Source organism: Shinella zoogloeoides (genome assembly GCF_003574625.1).
In the GTDB taxonomy this organism is placed as follows: Bacteria; Pseudomonadota; Alphaproteobacteria; order Rhizobiales; family Rhizobiaceae; genus Shinella; species Shinella zoogloeoides_A.
In genome coordinates, this window is the sequence record NZ_QNUJ01000004.1 from 357,992 (window position 1) to 373,495 (window position 15,504).

The following is a 15,504-nucleotide window of genomic DNA, read 5'->3' on the forward strand; positions in this document are numbered from 1 at the left end:
TTCACAGGGCGTCAGGCACGCACGCGCACATAGGAGCCGGGGGCCTCCTCGATGGAGTTCATGGTGCCGCCGGTCTTGCGGGCCGGCACCATGCGGTCGTCCTCGGCCTTGATCCATTCGTGCCAGTGCGGCCACCAGGAGCCGGGGGTCTCCTCGGCCTTCTTCACCCAGTCCTCGAATTCGCCCTTGACCGGGCCGCCGGTCCAGAACTGGTATTTCATCTTGTCGGGCGGATTGACGACGCCGGCGATATGGCCGGAGCCGGCCATGACATAGGTGACCTTGCCGCCGAAATACTTGCTGCCCACGAAGACCGATTTCGCCGGGGCGATATGGTCCTCCTTGGTTGCGAGGTTGTAGATCGGGATACTCACGTCCTTCAGCGAAACCTTCTCGCCGGCCAGCACCATCTCGCCCTTGGAGAGCGTATTGTTGAGATAGCAATTCCTCAGGTAGAACGAATGGTTGGCGGCAGGCATTCGCGTGGAGTCTGAATTCCAGTAGAGAAGATCGAAGGGCATCGGCTCCTGGCCCTTCAGGTAATTGTTGACGAAATAGGGCCAGATCAGCTCCGAGGCGCGCAGCATGTTGAAGGCGGTCGCCATCTTGGAGCCGTCGAGATAGCCCGTCGCCTTCATACCGCGCTCGATGGCGTCGATCTGGTCCTCGTCGGCGAAGACCTTGAGGTCGCCGGCAAAGGTGAAATCGACCTGCGTGGTGAAGAGCGTCGCGGTGCGGATGCGCCTGTCGCCTTCCCTTGCATGCAGCGCGAGCGTGGCGGCGAGCAGCGTGCCGCCGACGCAATAGCCGATGGCGTTGACCTCGTCCTCGCCGGTCGCTTGCTTGATCGTGTCCAACGCGAAGCCGACACCTTCGCGGGCATAGGCTTCCCAATCCTTGCCCGCATGACGCTCGTCCGGATTCACCCAGGAGATGACGAAGACCGTATGGCCCTGGTCGACCGCCCATTTGATGAAGGATTTCGCCGGGTTGAGGTCGAGGATGTAGAACTTGTTGATCCACGGCGGGCAGATGAGGAGCGGGCGCTTCAGCACCTTGTCCGTCGTTGCGTCGTATTGGATGACCTGGCACACGTCGCTCTGCGCCAGCACCTTGCCCGGCGTCAGCGCCATGTTCTCGCCGATGGCGAACTTGCTGGTATCCGTCTGGCGCAGCTTGAGGTCGCCCCGGCCGGCGGCGATATCCTCGGCCAGCATCTTCATGCCGCGCACGAGGTTCGCCCCGTTGGTGGCGACCGTCTCGCGATAGAGCTGCGGATTGGTGGTGATGAAGTTGGAAGGCGAGATCGCGCTCGCGATCTGCTTCACGTAGAAGCCGGCCTTGTGGCGGGTGTGCTCGTCGAGCCCCTCGGCATCGGCCACCAGCTTTTCCGCCCAGTCGGAGGTCACGAAATAGACCTGCCGCAGGAAATCGAAGAACGGGTTCTTCACCCAGTCCTCGTCGGAAAAGCGCTTGTCCTTGGCGTGCGGATCGGGCGCTTCCTCGACCTCGTTGCCGCCGAGCTTGCTGAGCGTGCGCGACCAGATGCCGAAATAGCTGCCGAGCAGCATGGTCTGGGCGTCGAGCGTGCGGCGCGGATCCGCCAGCCAGTATTCGGAGACTTTGGAGAGCGTCTTGACCATGTCGACCATCGGCTCGGCGACGGCATCGACCTTCTCGCCGGTTTCGCGCGGGGCGAGCCAGGCGGAGGCGGCCTTGCCGAGTTGCTCGACGGTGCGGGCGAAGTTGACCGTCAGCGCCTCGGGATCCTTGACGATATAGGGCTCTATCGCGGCGGGATCGAAAGGCTGGAAACCGGGCTTGTCGCCGGCCGCATCGCGCCCGCCCGCTTTGCTGTCCTCGGCCATCGCTCCCTCCCGATTTTATTGTTACTTTTGTATTTTTACATTCTCTGCGAAACAGATTACAAGGGCCTCGAAGCCTTTCGCGGCAATATCCGGAACCGGCCGTTTCGACAGGAGCATACAGCCTCATGGCGTTCGAATTCAGGCGCTTCAGCGCCGTCCTTCTCATGGCCGCCATGCCGGCCGCGCTCGCCGCCTGCGCCTCCTCGGAAGCGCCCGCGACGGTGAATGCCGGCGCGAACCGCGCGGCCGTCTATCCCGACATCACCGCCATCGTGCGCGGCGAGACGCAGCAGATGAGCGACGAGGAAGCGGCCAATTACCAGGCGAGCCTGATGGCGCTTGCGCATCGCCGCAAGGCGGGTACGATCTCGGAAGCCGAATATCGCCGGCAGCTCGCCGAATTGCAGGCGTTGCGCGACAACCACGGCAAGGCAACGCTGGCCGAAATCGAAGGCACGAAATAGCACTTGCCTTTCGTGCCGTTTGGCAGCAAAGCGAAAGACGGCCTTTTGGCCGCCGGCGCGGGCGGAGCGCCTTCATTTCGAACGCTTTCGCCCTTATCCGGTCACTTTGAATCGCGCGGAGTTTTGTGTCGTCCGGCAGGGTCCGGAGGGGCTCCGCGCTCAACGGGGTTAGAGATGGAAGAGTTTCACAAGGTCCGGCGTCTGCCGCCATATGTTTTCGAACAGGTCAACCGTTTGAAAGCAAGCGCGCGAGCGGGCGGCGCCGACATCATCGACCTTGGCATGGGCAACCCCGACCTGCCGACCCCCAAGGCCATCGTCGACAAGCTCTGCGAGGTAGTCCAGGACCCGCGCACGCACCGCTATTCCTCCTCCAAGGGCATTCCCGGCCTTCGCCGCGCGCAGGCCGCCTATTACGCCCGCCGCTTCGGCGTGAAGCTGAACCCGGAGACGCAGGTCGTCGCCACCCTCGGCTCCAAGGAAGGCTTCGCCAACATGGCGCAGGCGATCACCGCGCCGGGCGACGTCATCCTCTGCCCGAACCCGACCTATCCGATCCACGCCTTCGGCTTCCTGATGACCGGCGGGGTCATCCGCTCCATCCCGGTCGAGCCGGACGAGAGCTTCTTCCCGCCGCTCGAGCGCGCCGTGCGCCACTCGATCCCGAAGCCACTCGCGCTGATCATCAACTATCCGTCGAACCCGACGGCGCAGGTCGCCACGCTCGATTTCTACAAGGACGTCATCGCCTTTGCGAAGAAGCATGACATCATCGTGCTCTCCGACCTTGCCTATTCGGAAATCTACTTCGACGACACGCCGCCGCCGTCCGTGCTGGAAGTGCCAGGCGCGATGGACATCACCGTCGAATTCACCTCCATGTCGAAGACCTTCTCCATGCCCGGCTGGCGCATGGGCTTTGCTGTCGGCAACGAGCGCCTGATCGCCGCGCTGACCCGCGTGAAGTCCTATCTCGACTACGGCGCCTTCACGCCGATCCAGGTGGCCGCGACCCATGCGCTGAACGGCGACGGCTCAGACATCGCGGAAGTGCGCAACGTCTACAAGCGCCGCCGCGACGTGATGGTCGAGACCTTCGGCAAGGCCGGCTTCGAAGTGCCGCCGCCGGCCGCGACCATGTTCGCCTGGGCGAAGATCCCGGAAAAGTTCCGCCATCTCGGCTCGCTGGAATTCTCCAAGCTGCTCGTCGAGAAGGCGGATGTCGCCGTCGCTCCCGGCGTCGGCTTCGGGGAGCTCGGCGACGATTACGTCCGTCTCGCGCTGGTCGAGAACGAGCACCGCATCCGCCAGGCTGCGCGCAATATCAAGAAGTTCCTTTCCACGGCCGACGAGACGATGCACAACGTCATCTCGCTCAACGCCCATCGCTAATGAAATCCGCCCTCCGCGTTCAGCGGAGGGCTTTTCCAGAACTCATAGGACATGACCATGGCTGATGCCCTGAAGATCGGCATTGCGGGCTTGGGGACCGTTGGTGCCTCGCTCGCGAAGATTCTCGTCGAACGCAGGGACATGCTTGAGACGACATGCGGCCGGCCGATCGAGATCGACGCCGTCACGGCGCGCAGCAAGGGCCGCGATCGCGGCGTCGATCTCTCCGTTGCCGAATGGTTCGACGATCCGGTGGCGCTCGCCCGCGAGGCGAAGATCGACGTCTTCGTGGAACTGATGGGCGGGGCGGGTGATCCGGCCCTTGCCGCCGTCAAGGCGGCGCTGTCGCGCGGCGTCCATGTCGTGACGGCCAACAAGGCGCTGCTCGCCGCGCATGGCGTCGAGCTTGCCGGCATCGCCGAGAAGCACGGCTCGCTCCTCAACTACGAGGCGGCGGTCGCCGGCGGCATCCCGGTCATCAAGGCGCTGCGCGAATCCCTGACCGGTAACACGATTTCCCGCGTCTACGGGATCATGAACGGCACCTGCAACTACATCCTGACCAAGATGGAGAAGGAGGGGCTTTCCTTCGAGGCATGCCTCAAGGAAGCCCAGCGTCTCGGCTATGCCGAAGCCGACCCCGCCTTCGACATCGAGGGCAACGACACGGCGCACAAGCTGTCGATCCTGACGACGCTCGCCTTCGGTACGAGGATTTCGGCCGACGACATCTATCTCGAAGGCATCACCAACATCTCCATCGACGATATCCGCGCCGCAGCCGATCTCGGCTACCGCATCAAGCTGCTGGGCGTCGCGCAGAAGACCGATACGGGGGTCGAACAGCGCGTGCATCCGACCATGGTGCCGCTCGACAGCGTCATCGCGCAGGTCGACGGCGTGACGAACGCCGTAGCCATCGAATCGGACATTCTCGGCGAGCTGCTGATGGTCGGCCCCGGCGCAGGCGGCAATGCCACGGCTTCGGCCGTGCTCGGCGATATCGCCGACATCGCCAAGAGCCGCCCCGGCGCACAGACCGTCCCGGCGCTCGGTCGCCCGGCCGCCGCGCTCGCCCCCTACAAGCGCGCGCAGATCCGCAAGCACCACGGCGGCTACTTCATCCGCCTCTCGGTGGAAGACCGCACGGGTGTCTTCGCCAGCATCGCGCGGCACATGGCGGAGAACGGCATCTCGCTGGAATCCATCGTGCAGCGCGCGCAGTCGACGGCCGAATCGACCGATCCGAAGACGATCATCCTCGTCACCCACGCGACGATGGAGGATTCCGTCCGCAAGGCCGTCGCTTCCATCAAGAGCGAGGGCTATCTTGTCGGCGAGCCGCAGGTGATCCGCATCGAGCGGCCGAAGACGGCTTGATTTTCGCTGCCCGCATCTCGGTGCGGATCAGCCCTTCACCCTAACCCTCTCCCCGCAAGCGGGGAGAGGGGCCTTGCCCCACGCAACGTTGGAGAGTTGAGGAAAACGGTGCGGCACTTTTCCTTCTCCCCGCAGCCAAGGAGAAGATGGCCGGCAGGCCGGATGAGGGGCCGGCCTTCCGATGCAGGAGGGGTAACACGACCGGAGCCGCCATGAGCATGTTGGAAAACGCAGATCCCGTCAGCCGGGCCTTTCTCGGCGTCGAGCGCTCGGCGACCGGGCAGCGCTGGGTGGCGCGGCTCGACCAGGCGGGGGAGAACCGCGCGCTGGCGATGAGCCAGACCCATGGCCTGCCGGACCTCATCTCCCGCGTCCTGTCCGGACGGGGCATTCCCTTCGAGAATGCGCTGGAATTCCTCGACCCGACGCTGCGACGGCTTATGCCCGAGCCCTATAGCCTGATGGACTGCGAGGCCGCGACGGAGCGGCTGGCGCGCGCCATCGAGCGCGGCGAGCGCGTCGCGATCTTCGGCGACTACGATGTCGACGGGGCCTCCTCCTCGGCATTGCTCTACCGCTTCCTGACGCATTTCGGCGTGCCGGCGGAAATCTACATTCCCGACCGCATCTTCGAGGGCTACGGCCCGAACCCGAACGCCATCGGCCAGCTCATCGACCGGGGCGCGCAGTTGATCGTCACGGTCGACTGCGGCTCGACGAGCCACGAATCGCTCGCCGTCGCGCGCGAACGCGGCATCGACGTCGTCGTCATCGACCACCATCAGGTCGGCGAGACGCTGCCGCCGGCCCTGGCGCTCGTCAATCCGAACCGCGAGGACGATCTGTCGGGGCAGGGGCATCTTTCCGCCGCCGGCGTCGTCTTCCTCGTTCTGGTGGCCCTGCAGCGGCTGCTGCGCCAGCGCGGCGATGTGCGGGCGGGGAGCTTCGACCTTCTCTCCATGCTCGATCTGGTGGCGCTTTCCACGGTCTGCGACGTCGTTCCGCTGAAGGGGCTGAACCGCGCCTATGTGGTCAAGGGCCTCGTCGCCGCGCGCCATCTCGGCAATGCCGGCCTGACGGCGTTGCTCAAGCAGGCGGGCATCGGCGGGCCGGTGACGCCCTATCATCTCGGCTTCCTCGTCGGCCCGCGCATCAATGCCGGCGGGCGCATCGGCGATGCCGCCCTCGGCAGCCGCCTCCTGACCATCGACGAGCCGGGCGAGGCGGAGCGCATCGCAAAACAGCTCGACGAGCTCAACCGCGAACGCCAGGCCATGGAAGCCGCCATGCTGGCAGAGGCCGAGGCCGAGGCGCAGGCGGAATACGGCACGGGCGAAAACGCTTCGGTGATCCTGACGGCCCGCGAGGGCTGGCATCCCGGCGTCGTCGGCCTGCTCGCCTCGCGGCTGAAGGACCGCTTCCGCCGCCCGGCATTCGCCATCGCCTTCGACCCTTCGGGCAAGGGCACCGGCTCCGGCCGCTCGATCAGCGGCTTCGATCTCGGGCGTATGGTGCGCGCCGCCGTCGACGAAGGCATCCTCGTCAAGGGCGGCGGCCATGCCATGGCGGCGGGCCTGACGGTGGAGCGGGAAAAACTCGGCCGGCTGCGCAGCTTCTTCGAGGAGCGCGCGGAACGCACCGTGCGCGACCTCGTCGCCGTGGAGACGCTGAAGATCGATGGTGCGCTCAGCGCCAGCGGCGCTACGCTGGCGCTTGCCGACCAGCTGGAACAGGCCGGCCCCTACGGCTCCGGCCATCCGCAGCCGATCTTCGCGCTGCCGGCGCATCGCGTGCGCGACGTGCGCCCCGTCGGCGTCAACCACCTGCGCATCAGCCTGGAAGGCCCCGACGGCGGTAGGCTGGATGCCATGGCCTTCCGTGCGGCGGAAGCCGATCTCGGGCTTTTCCTGATGAAGGAGCGCGGGCAGGCGGTGCATTTCGCCGGCACGCTTTCCGCCGATAGCTGGCAGGGCAGCCGGCGCATCCAGTTCCGCGTGATCGACGCGGCAAAGGCGTTCTGACGGACGCGGTTTTCATGGCGGTGTCGGGGAGGACCGTGGCACGCCCTAGGGGAGTCGAACCCCTCTTTCCAGAATGAAAATCTGGCGTCCTAACCGATAGACGAAGGGCGCGTGCGGTGGGCGTCTTCTAGTCGGGGGTGCGGATTCGCGCAAGCCCTAAATGCAGGAAATCTCAGTTTTTTCCCAGTCGTGAAAGCAGGTGCGGGGGAACGCTCGAAGGCATGATTTCAACGATGATGGGAGGGGGGACCCGTGGCACGCCCTAGGGGAGTCGAACCCCTCTTTCCAGAATGAAAATCTGGCGTCCTAACCGATAGACGAAGGGCGCGTGCGGTGGGCGTCTTCTAGTCGGGACGGGGCGGATGCGCAAGACGAAAAATCGCGTTCGGCGCAACTTTTTCAACAGCCAGGCGAAGGGCTCCGGCGCGCGAAAAACAGGCGATTTCAAGGGGAGGGACCGTGGCACGCCCTAGGGGAGTCGAACCCCTCTTTCCAGAATGAAAATCTGGCGTCCTAACCGATAGACGAAGGGCGCGTGCGGTGGGCGTCTTATAGAAGGGCGTTTTTTATTCCGCAAGCGGGAAAAAGCGCTCGTGACAAAAAAATGAAAAGCCGCCCGGAAGGCGGCTTTGCGGAGGAAAAAGGACTTTGATCCCGGGGACTTAGCCCCATGTTCTATTTCCGGGCGCGGCAGCGCCAGTTCCAGTCGCGCTCGGGGCCGATGTCGATATGCACGGATTCGGTGTGGCAATAGGTGCCGACGCCGCCGCGGCCGGGCATGCTGCGGAGATATTCCGCAAGCTCCCACTTGCTGACACCCGAAATCTGGATGTCGGCCGCCTCGCAGCGCGTGTGCAGCGACTGCTTCTCCCGATTGGGCTTCACGTCGCGAAGTCCGGAGGTGACGATGATCGGCTTGTCGTAGTGCTTTTCGATCGTCTTCAGCACCTGCAGCAGTTCCGGCTTGAAGCAGCCGGTCTTCACCTTCTCGGTCTGCAGCCACAGGCCGTTCGGCGCAAGGCGCGCAAGGCCGGCGATGGAGGCCACTTCCTTGAACTGCGGCGCGTCGTCGTCGCCCTCGTCCGATTCGGAGTGATCCGTGGAGAACATGGAATTCGCCGTGGCGACACCGGGCAGGACGCCGAGGGACGCCTTCTGGGTGGCGCCCGCGCTGTCGCGATTGAGCACGCGGCGCTGCTGCGTTGCAAGGCCGTCGCCGCCGTCGTTCGCCGTTGCCTTGTCGGCAAAGAGGGAGGCGACCGTCACCCGCTTGTTCTGGCCGTTCTGGGCGTCATCCGGCAGCGCGGCAAGCGCCTTTTCGGCGGCATTCGCCCTTGCCGGCTCCTCGACGAGTGCGGCGCGGGCCGAAGTCGGGATCGGGACGTTCTCCGGCATGGCGTCGCTATCGCCGAGCATCGCGACTTCCTCGCCGCTGGCGGTATTGAGCTGCGGCATGTCCTCGACGGGCAGGCGCCCTGTCTTGCCAGCGCCCTGCGCCGCACCGGCGCTTGCAAAGAGGCCGCCGTTGGAGGTGTTCGCGGCCTGCGCCGCATAGGCCGTGCCGACCGGCGCCTGGCCGCCATTGGAATAGATGCTGGCCTTGCCCGCATCCAGATTGGCCGGCTGCATGACGGCGCCCGCCATGTCGCGGCCGGCTTCGCCCTGGCCCTGCTGATCGAGGGCAGCGGTGGCATCCGCGGTGGCCTGGGACCCCTGCGCCGCGCCTTCGGCGGCGATGACCGGCGTGGTGGTCTCTTCACCGCCTGCTGCGGCCGTTTCTTCCTTGTCCTGCGCGGCCGTGCTGTCGGCGCGCAGATCGGTGGAGACTGCGGATACGCAGCCCGAGAGCGTGGCAACCGAGACGGCCAGCAGCAATCCATACCGCAGCGTCTTCAGGCTCGGCCACTTTCCTTGCACGATCTGCAAAGGCTTTCCCCCGCTTTCGACGTTCATGCCCCGGTCTTGCCGACGGTGGGGCCATTTCTTCAGACAGTCGCAACCGCAATCGAAAAGGCCAGGGGCCATGCTGCGGCTGCCGCGATGTATCGCCCGGCCATTGCAGGAAAGACCGAAACGATGAAGCCGTGAACGCAGAACGGGAGCAATCCGGCCCGAAAACGGCCACACGCCCCCTCACGCTGGCGATCGACCGGAACGGCAAGAATCTTCCGGTCAAATACGGCAAAACGATGGTTCGTCGCTGAAGGTCTAGGACGCAAGCTTTGCCCGGAGCTTGCGTCCGGGACGAATTACCAGGCGCCGGTATTGCCCATCGAGGCCCAGGGCTCTGCCGGGGCGAGGCTTGCGCCCTTCTGCAGGATCTCGATGGAAATGCCGTCCGGCGAGCGCACGAAGGCCATGTGGCCGTCGCGGGGCGGGCGGTTGATGGTGACGCCGTTGTCCATAAGTTTCTGGCAGAGGGCGTAGATATCGTCGACCTCGTAGGCGAGGTGGCCGAAATTGCGGCCGCCCGTATAATCCTCGCTGTCCCAGTTATAGGTCAGCTCCAGGCAGGGCGCGGCGTTCTCGCGTGCCGTGGCGAGATCGCCGGACGCCGCCAGGAAGATCAGCGTGAAGCGGCCCTTCTCGTTCTCGATCCGGCGCACTTCCTCAAGGCCGAAGAGCGTGCAGTAGAAGTGCAGGGACTTGTCGACGTCTTTGACGCGGACCATCGTGTGAAGATAACGCATTGCAATGTCCTTCAAATTGGAATCGCTGAAAGGTTAGGCTTTTGTCAGCCTCGGGCAAGCCTTGCGGCCTATCAAGGGAGCCGGCAAAACTTTCAAAGGGGCTTGCGCATTCGCATCGGGACAATGTTATTCTGGTTCTCAAGAATCAGTTAACCGTAACTCATGTGACGCGTAAACGAGGGGCTGGCAGGTCATGGCGGACAGGGTGTCTTCAAAGGAAATCACGATGCGTGATGACCAGGGCAGCGACGCCGTCGAGCTGATCGAGATCACCGGCGTCATCAAGTGGTTCGACGTCGCCAAGGGCTTCGGCTTCATCGTGCCCGACAACGGCATGCAGGACGTGCTGCTGCACGTCACATGCCTGCGCCGTGACGGCTACCAGACGGTTCTCGAAGGCACGCGCGTCGTGGCGCTCATCCACAAGCGCGACCGCGGCTACCAGGCCTTCCGCATCCTTTCCATGGACCAGACCACCGCCGTGCACCCCTCGCAGCTGCCGCCGGTGAAGACCCATGTTCAGGTCACGCCTTCGAGCGGGCTGGAGCGCGTGCTGGTCAAGTGGTTCAACCGCACCAAAGGCTTCGGCTTCCTGACGCGCGGCGAAGGCACGGAAGACATCTTCATCCACATGGAGACCCTGCGCCGCTTCGGCCTGACCGAGCTGCGCCCCGGCCAGGTCGTGCTGGTGCGTTTTGGCGACGGCGAGAAGGGCCTGATGGCCGCGGAGATCCATCCCGACATTCCGGTTCCGGGCAACAGGGCACATTGATGGCTGTCTTTTCACGGATTTTGGGCGTCACACGTCTGGCAAGCGCCTTCATGGCGCTTTTTCTTTGCCTGGCATCCGTCGCGGGCGCGGGCGAGAAATTCGATACCCAGCCGCTGACCATCGTCACGAAGAACGGCAAGAGCCATGCCTTCACGGTGGAACTGGCCGTGACGCCCCGCCAGCGCGAGCAGGGATTGATGAACCGCCGCGAAATGGCGCCCGACCACGGCATGCTCTTCGCCTTCGGCGAGACACGCCAGGTCTTCATGTGGATGAAGAACACCTACCTGCCGCTCGACATGCTGTTCATCGGCAAGGACGGCAAGGTCCGCTCCATCAAGGAGAACGCCAGGCCGCTCGACGAATCGATCATCGATTCGAAGGGCCCGATCGATTATGTGCTGGAACTGAACGGCGGCACCGTCAAACGCCTCGGCATCCGCACCGGCAACCGCGTGCAGAACGCGCTGATGGAAAAGCTGCGCAAGGGATAAGGCCCGCAGCCAAAACGGACTTCCCCGATCAGGGCTGAAAAACTCGCCCTTTGCTGTTGCGGCGGCGGCGCGATCCGTGTATCTCCCCATCGCCGGAACGGACGGAGTGTAGCGCAGTCTGGTAGCGCATCTGGTTTGGGACCAGAGGGTCGGGAGTTCGAATCTCTCCACTCCGACCACCGGCAAAAGCCAAGGAAACAGGCGTTTCTCCGAGGCTTATCCATTCCCCGTATTATATCCTGTGAAAGTTCCGTGATTTGCGAATGGGTCGCCGTGATGGCGGTGCCGGGAGTTGTGCGCGCAACCCGGCAAAGGCCCTTGACTCTCCACGGACCTGCGGCCATTGCTCGGACGCTTCGTCGGCGGGTGCCGCAGGTGGAGCGCAGGAGTTTAACGAGAATGAACGGGCGCCACCGGGTTCGGGCTCTTCGAGCCGGTGCGTGGCGGGCGTTTCGGTGGTAAATGCATGTCCAGTCATTTCCCCTTTACGGAATCTGGGCTATGCATGGCCGGGCGCACGTCGGAGCGTGCCCTTATGCGAGAATTCTGGAGCCGTTTCGATGACCGCGAAGATCTATCGTCCCGCCAAGACCGCCATGCAGTCGGGCAAGGCCAAGACTAATCTCTGGGTTCTGGAGTTCGATGCCGAAAAGCCGCGGACGATCGATCCGATCATGGGTTATACGAGCTCTGGCGACATGTACCAGCAGGTCAAGCTGACATTCGAAACCTGTGAGGAAGCGATTGCCTATGCCACGCGCAACGGCATCGAATACCGCGTGATCGAGCCGAAGGAAGCGACCCGCAAGCGCGTTGCCTATCCGGACAACTTCCGCTTCAACCGCATGCAGCCCTGGACCCACTGAGGTCCCGACGGCCCCTTAGCTCAACTGGATAGAGCAACTGCCTTCTAAGCAGTAGGTCGCAGGTTCGAGTCCTGCAGGGGTCGCCAACCCTACCGATAAGTAATTGATTTTTATAATGGTGCGACCAAGCAGGGATTAGGGTGCGACCTAAAGTCTGTTCGACAAGCGTTCCGATGCGCCCCTTGCCAGCCGCTTCTTGTCGGCTTCCTTCGTATAAGTCTCAGCCATGCCAAGACGTGTCCATCCGTACATCGCCATAAGCTCGTGAGGCGTCGCGCCTTCATCCGCGGCGATTGTAGCGCCGGCTTTCCGCAGCCCGTGCGCCCGGCATTCGTCAGGAAGCCCCGCGGCCTTGCACTGCGCTGCAAACCAGTTCCCGAATGACGCCCCCGAGCTGAATGGCTTGCCTGTCTGGGTCGTTAGGAATGCCAGATCGCCAGTTGGCGTAGCATCAATCGACTCCTGAAGTTGCTTGAAGACTGGCAGGTAAACCCATGCGCCGGTCTTTTGTGTCCGGAGGGAGACCATGCCGTCCTTCATATGCTGACGGCCGACGACAACAGCGTCGGATCTGCGAAGGCCCAGGAAAAGCAGGATGTCAATTGCCAGGCGTTGCTTCGTCCCGATCCCGTGGTGGGCGCGGTACCGTTCAACCTCCTCGACGGTCCATGTGTGGAATCCATCGGTCTTTACGTTTACTTTCGAAACGCCGGTGCAGGGATTGATTTCGACGTGCTCGGCTTCGACGGCCCACTTAAATAGGTGGCTCATCGTCTTCAGGAAGTTGTTGGCAGCGTTCGGCGTGGCCGCACGTTTGTCCATGCCCTTCTTGATAACGGCCTTCGTCACAGCCGCAAATGGCCCGTCCGCATTCTTCGGCTCAGCCAAAGCCTGCTTCAGGATGTTATCCCGAGCTCGTCTCGTCGCTGGAGCCAGTTCCGCAAATGCCGCGGATTGCTTGTATTGTCCAACAAGCCATTTCAGCGATCCGCTTTTGGACTTCGGCTTGTCGGGAATTGCGGTGGATCCGGTGAGGGCTTTCTCATACGCCGCGTTGAACTCGTCGCTGCCGTATAGTTCTGGCAGTCGCACGCGCTTACCCTTCCGTTTGAAGTACCAAACGAATTTTCCGTGGCGCGTCATTTCGCGCGAGAGGTAGGGTTTGCGAGGCATCTCCTCCATCAGAGATCGAAGTCCTCGTATTTTGCAATAGGCGTTTGCTTGTGCGTATCGGGGATATCTGGGGCTACTCTGAATATTTTGCCGTTCACTTCCACCTCAACGCGCACGCCTTCCTTCTTGGCGATGGTAGCCATTCGCCTAAGCTCAGCTTGCTTGATGAGTGCCGGCGCCGTCATCCCCGCTCCTTATCTGCGAGCGCGACCCGGCCTTCCTTGATGCCCAGCGCCTGTCTCCTAGTGATCCCAAGCGCTGCCGCCGCCATGTCGATAATGGCGTTGTTCCAATCGCTTATGGCGCTCGTCTCGGACTGGAATGGGCGGATGGAAAACCACTGGCCGAGGCATTGGTTGGGAAGTTCGTCTTCGGAGCGCTGGCACGAAATCGAGTACACTAGGCCGTTACTCCCGAACGAGTGCAAGGTCGTTCGCCTAACGTAGACGTGCGCCTCACGATCACATCCAGGACAACGATAAGGGCGAGCCTTCATTCTCCCCGCTCCTTATCCAGTGCGTTGCGGCAAGATGGGCAGGTGGGCCGGCGGCGCGAAATGCCGTGCGGAAGCACAATGAATTCGCCGCAACGAGTTTCAACGTTCGATGCTGTCTCGCTGGGTTCTCCCACTGCAGCGCACCAGATGCCGTGACGATCTTTCGCGCATAGTGTCTTTGCCGTCATGGGGCGTTCTCCTTATCCAGTGCGTTGCGGCCGGCGGGGGTGATGCGGTAGCAGTTCCCCCCGAAAAATGAAGTGCCGAGGCGCTCGACGAGCCCGCGCCTTTCGAGAGATGAAAGTTTCCCCGCGGCCCAATACGACGGGTGACCGAGGGCTTTCGATATCTCTGGGCCGGATGGCGGTCCATCGTCTTCCTTGCGGCGAGCGAGATAGCTTAAGACACGGGCCTGGGGTTCGGTCAGCTTCATTCGCTTTCTCCTCCAGAAAGTGCGTTGCGGGAGGAGGGGGCGGTTCCAGTTGGTTCTGTGTTGGCAATGACGAGCTGCCGCGCCTCGTGCAGGACCTCGTCCAACGGCGCGGGGCCAAATTCGTGCTCGCCGAAGCCATGGCGGTAGCCGTCGATGACAACGCGATGCTGACCGCGATCCATTCCGGTGGCCTCGAAAACCTGCCAATACAGGTTCTTTGCTCGCCGGCTGACGAACTTGCGAAAGGCTTCGATCTTGGCTTGCTGATCGGCCCGTTCCTCGGCGGATGGGCCTTTCAGGGCGGCCGAGATCACCGCCATCGTCTCAGCGCTCAGCATGGTCGCCTCCGGTCGATACGTTGGCGGCAATATCGTTGAGCCGGGCGGCGATGATCTTTTGAGCCTCGTCCGGCGAGTACGGGACGTCATCAGGGACGCCGATTTTCTCGATGAGGAGCCATGCCAAGACCTCCTCGGCGGCAGTCATAGGCGTGTCGCCGCCGTCTGCCATTGGCGCTGCGGCATCATACAGGCGATTGTCAGGATGGAGTGGCGCCCATCCGATAACGCGCCCCCGACCTTCGCAGAAGCAATCCTGAGACCATGACCAGCCGGCGAACCTCCACTCGTCGATCTCGCTGTCCTCGAAGTTGTTGAGGCCGATCGTCCACGCCTGTTCTGCATCCTCAAGCGGATGGTCGCCGTCTTCGCCGGAATAATCGACCAGTAGGCGGACAAGTGTGTTGTTCTTCGGGGCGGTATCCATCGGCAGCGCCGACGCAGGGGCCTGATTGCTCATTCGGAAACTCCCTTCACTGTCAGGGACGCAATGATTTGCTTTGCCGTCTCAGCAACTTGGACAGGCGTGAATTTCCAACCCATCTTCACAAGATGGCGCTCGGCAATCCGCAGTGCTTCGGCGTGGGTTTCGTCGCCGATGACCGGTTTCGGTTTATCGGTCATGGTCGCCTCCGGAAGATGTGGTGGCGGAACCGCTGCGCGTGGCGGCGAGGGCGCTCTCGGGGTAGATTTGCACGGAGCCGGGCTCACGTTCGCTTTCGACTGCGTAGCCGACGGGCGTCATGGCCGTGCTGTAGAAGCCGACGATGCGACCGTTCCACGATGAGTCCTTCGTCTTGGTCACGCGGTCGCCAAGCTTGAACTTCCGGTCCAACTCCGCGCTGTCCTCTCCTTCTCTATGGGGAGGGCAGCGCAGAGCACGCCATGCCGCTGCTGCACCGCGATCCGCAAATGATTTTGCAAGCTGAAACTGTTCGTATGTATCCTTGGTCTCGGTCACATTCTGGACGCAGGAAATCCGGTCCAGCTCTTGCGCTGCTGCGGTGAGCGCTTCTTTCCAGCTTCCCACCGGCTCTACCGGCACATCGACAAGGGCGGAGCGGAGCTTGGCGGCGTCGGCGCGCTCTTGATCGGGTAGGGCGGAGCGACGGTTCGC

The 15,504-nt window shown here is 63.1% G+C and carries 17 protein-coding genes, 5 tRNA genes and 1 pseudogene; 9 read left to right on the forward strand and 14 right to left on the reverse strand.

From position 1 onward, the window contains the following. Window positions 1-11 precede the first annotated feature (11 nt). A complete protein-coding gene (locus tag DSD28_RS10035) occupies window positions 12-1,868 on the reverse strand; it encodes a PHA/PHB synthase family protein (RefSeq protein ID WP_119256243.1) in 1,857 nt (618 codons plus the stop codon). Window positions 1,869-1,993: 125 nt separating this feature from the next. Here DSD28_RS10035 and DSD28_RS10040 point away from each other — a divergent pair, with 125 nt between their 5' ends. The 4 genes from DSD28_RS10040 (at window position 1,994) to recJ (ending at window position 7,125) form a co-directional block, all read left to right on the forward strand. Then, window positions 1,994-2,332, forward strand: coding sequence for an SHOCT domain-containing protein (locus DSD28_RS10040; protein ID WP_119256244.1), 339 nt, complete (start codon window positions 1,994-1,996; stop codon window positions 2,330-2,332). A 174-nt stretch (window positions 2,333-2,506) separates the two neighbouring features. Next, window positions 2,507-3,724 (forward strand): LL-diaminopimelate aminotransferase, encoded by a 1,218-nt coding sequence (locus DSD28_RS10045; RefSeq protein WP_119256245.1) that lies wholly within the window; start codon window positions 2,507-2,509, stop codon window positions 3,722-3,724. A 57-nt stretch (window positions 3,725-3,781) separates the two neighbouring features. After that, window positions 3,782-5,104, forward strand: coding sequence for a homoserine dehydrogenase (locus DSD28_RS10050; RefSeq protein ID WP_119256401.1), 1,323 nt, complete (start codon window positions 3,782-3,784; stop codon window positions 5,102-5,104). 218 nt (window positions 5,105-5,322) lie between these two features. Beyond that, complete coding sequence (recJ, locus tag DSD28_RS10055) at window positions 5,323-7,125, forward strand: single-stranded-DNA-specific exonuclease RecJ (RefSeq protein WP_162911349.1); 1,803 nt, start codon at window positions 5,323-5,325, stop codon at window positions 7,123-7,125. A gap of 36 nt (window positions 7,126-7,161) precedes the next feature. Here the strand turns inward: recJ and DSD28_RS10060 are convergent. From DSD28_RS10060 to DSD28_RS10080, 5 genes are all read right to left on the reverse strand, one after another. After that, window positions 7,162-7,236: transfer RNA gene (locus tag DSD28_RS10060), tRNA-Glu, on the reverse strand. 142 nt (window positions 7,237-7,378) lie between these two features. Continuing rightward, window positions 7,379-7,453 (reverse strand) — tRNA-Glu (locus DSD28_RS10065). A 132-nt stretch (window positions 7,454-7,585) separates the two neighbouring features. Further along, a tRNA-Glu gene (locus tag DSD28_RS10070) sits at window positions 7,586-7,660 on the reverse strand. A 140-nt stretch (window positions 7,661-7,800) separates the two neighbouring features. After that, entirely contained in the window at window positions 7,801-9,078 is a 1,278-nt protein-coding gene (locus DSD28_RS10075; RefSeq protein WP_119256247.1) for a YcbK family protein, read from the reverse strand. A 296-nt stretch (window positions 9,079-9,374) separates the two neighbouring features. Next, complete coding sequence (locus tag DSD28_RS10080) at window positions 9,375-9,815, reverse strand: VOC family protein (protein ID WP_119256248.1); 441 nt, start codon at window positions 9,813-9,815, stop codon at window positions 9,375-9,377. Between the two features lie 193 nt (window positions 9,816-10,008). Here DSD28_RS10080 and DSD28_RS10085 point away from each other — a divergent pair, with 193 nt between their 5' ends. The 5 genes from DSD28_RS10085 (at window position 10,009) to DSD28_RS10105 (ending at window position 12,033) form a co-directional block, all read left to right on the forward strand. Further along, window positions 10,009-10,587, forward strand: coding sequence for a cold-shock protein (locus DSD28_RS10085; protein WP_119256249.1), 579 nt, complete (start codon window positions 10,009-10,011; stop codon window positions 10,585-10,587). 50 nt (window positions 10,588-10,637) lie between these two features. Then, a complete protein-coding gene (locus tag DSD28_RS10090) occupies window positions 10,638-11,081 on the forward strand; it encodes a DUF192 domain-containing protein (protein WP_119256250.1) in 444 nt (147 codons plus the stop codon). 102 nt (window positions 11,082-11,183) lie between these two features. Then, window positions 11,184-11,260 (forward strand) — tRNA-Pro (locus DSD28_RS10095). Between the two features lie 381 nt (window positions 11,261-11,641). Next, window positions 11,642-11,947, forward strand: coding sequence for an ETC complex I subunit (locus tag DSD28_RS10100; RefSeq protein ID WP_119256251.1), 306 nt, complete (start codon window positions 11,642-11,644; stop codon window positions 11,945-11,947). Between the two features lie 9 nt (window positions 11,948-11,956). Next, a tRNA-Arg gene (locus tag DSD28_RS10105) sits at window positions 11,957-12,033 on the forward strand. Between the two features lie 61 nt (window positions 12,034-12,094). Here DSD28_RS10105 and DSD28_RS10110 read toward each other — a convergent pair. From DSD28_RS10110 to DSD28_RS26235, 8 genes and pseudogenes are all read right to left on the reverse strand, one after another. Beyond that, a complete protein-coding gene (locus DSD28_RS10110) occupies window positions 12,095-13,129 on the reverse strand; it encodes a tyrosine-type recombinase/integrase (RefSeq protein ID WP_245424798.1) in 1,035 nt (344 codons plus the stop codon). Next, window positions 13,129-13,305: a hypothetical protein gene (locus DSD28_RS25860; RefSeq protein WP_162911337.1), complete on the reverse strand. Its 177-nt coding sequence runs from the start codon at window positions 13,303-13,305 to the stop codon at window positions 13,129-13,131. The genes DSD28_RS10110 and DSD28_RS25860 overlap by 1 nt, the downstream gene beginning before the upstream one ends. After that, complete coding sequence (locus DSD28_RS10115; RefSeq protein WP_119256252.1) at window positions 13,302-13,520, reverse strand: hypothetical protein; 219 nt, start codon at window positions 13,518-13,520, stop codon at window positions 13,302-13,304. The genes DSD28_RS25860 and DSD28_RS10115 overlap by 4 nt, the downstream gene beginning before the upstream one ends. A 280-nt stretch (window positions 13,521-13,800) precedes the next feature. Continuing rightward, window positions 13,801-14,049, reverse strand: a complete 249-nt coding sequence (locus DSD28_RS10120; protein WP_119256253.1) for a MarR family winged helix-turn-helix transcriptional regulator — start codon at window positions 14,047-14,049, stop codon at window positions 13,801-13,803. Beyond that, complete coding sequence (locus DSD28_RS10125) at window positions 14,046-14,387, reverse strand: hypothetical protein (RefSeq protein WP_119256254.1); 342 nt, start codon at window positions 14,385-14,387, stop codon at window positions 14,046-14,048. The genes DSD28_RS10120 and DSD28_RS10125 overlap by 4 nt, the downstream gene beginning before the upstream one ends. Beyond that, complete coding sequence (locus DSD28_RS10130) at window positions 14,374-14,847, reverse strand: hypothetical protein (RefSeq protein ID WP_119256255.1); 474 nt, start codon at window positions 14,845-14,847, stop codon at window positions 14,374-14,376. The genes DSD28_RS10125 and DSD28_RS10130 overlap by 14 nt, the downstream gene beginning before the upstream one ends. Then, a complete protein-coding gene (locus DSD28_RS25865; RefSeq protein ID WP_162911338.1) occupies window positions 14,844-15,011 on the reverse strand; it encodes a hypothetical protein in 168 nt (55 codons plus the stop codon). The genes DSD28_RS10130 and DSD28_RS25865 overlap by 4 nt, the downstream gene beginning before the upstream one ends. Then, a pseudogene (locus DSD28_RS26235) lies at window positions 15,001-15,210 on the reverse strand (hypothetical protein); the annotation flags it as partial. The pseudogene DSD28_RS26235 and the gene DSD28_RS25865, both read right to left, overlap by 11 nt. Window positions 15,211-15,504: the final 294 nt, after the last annotated feature.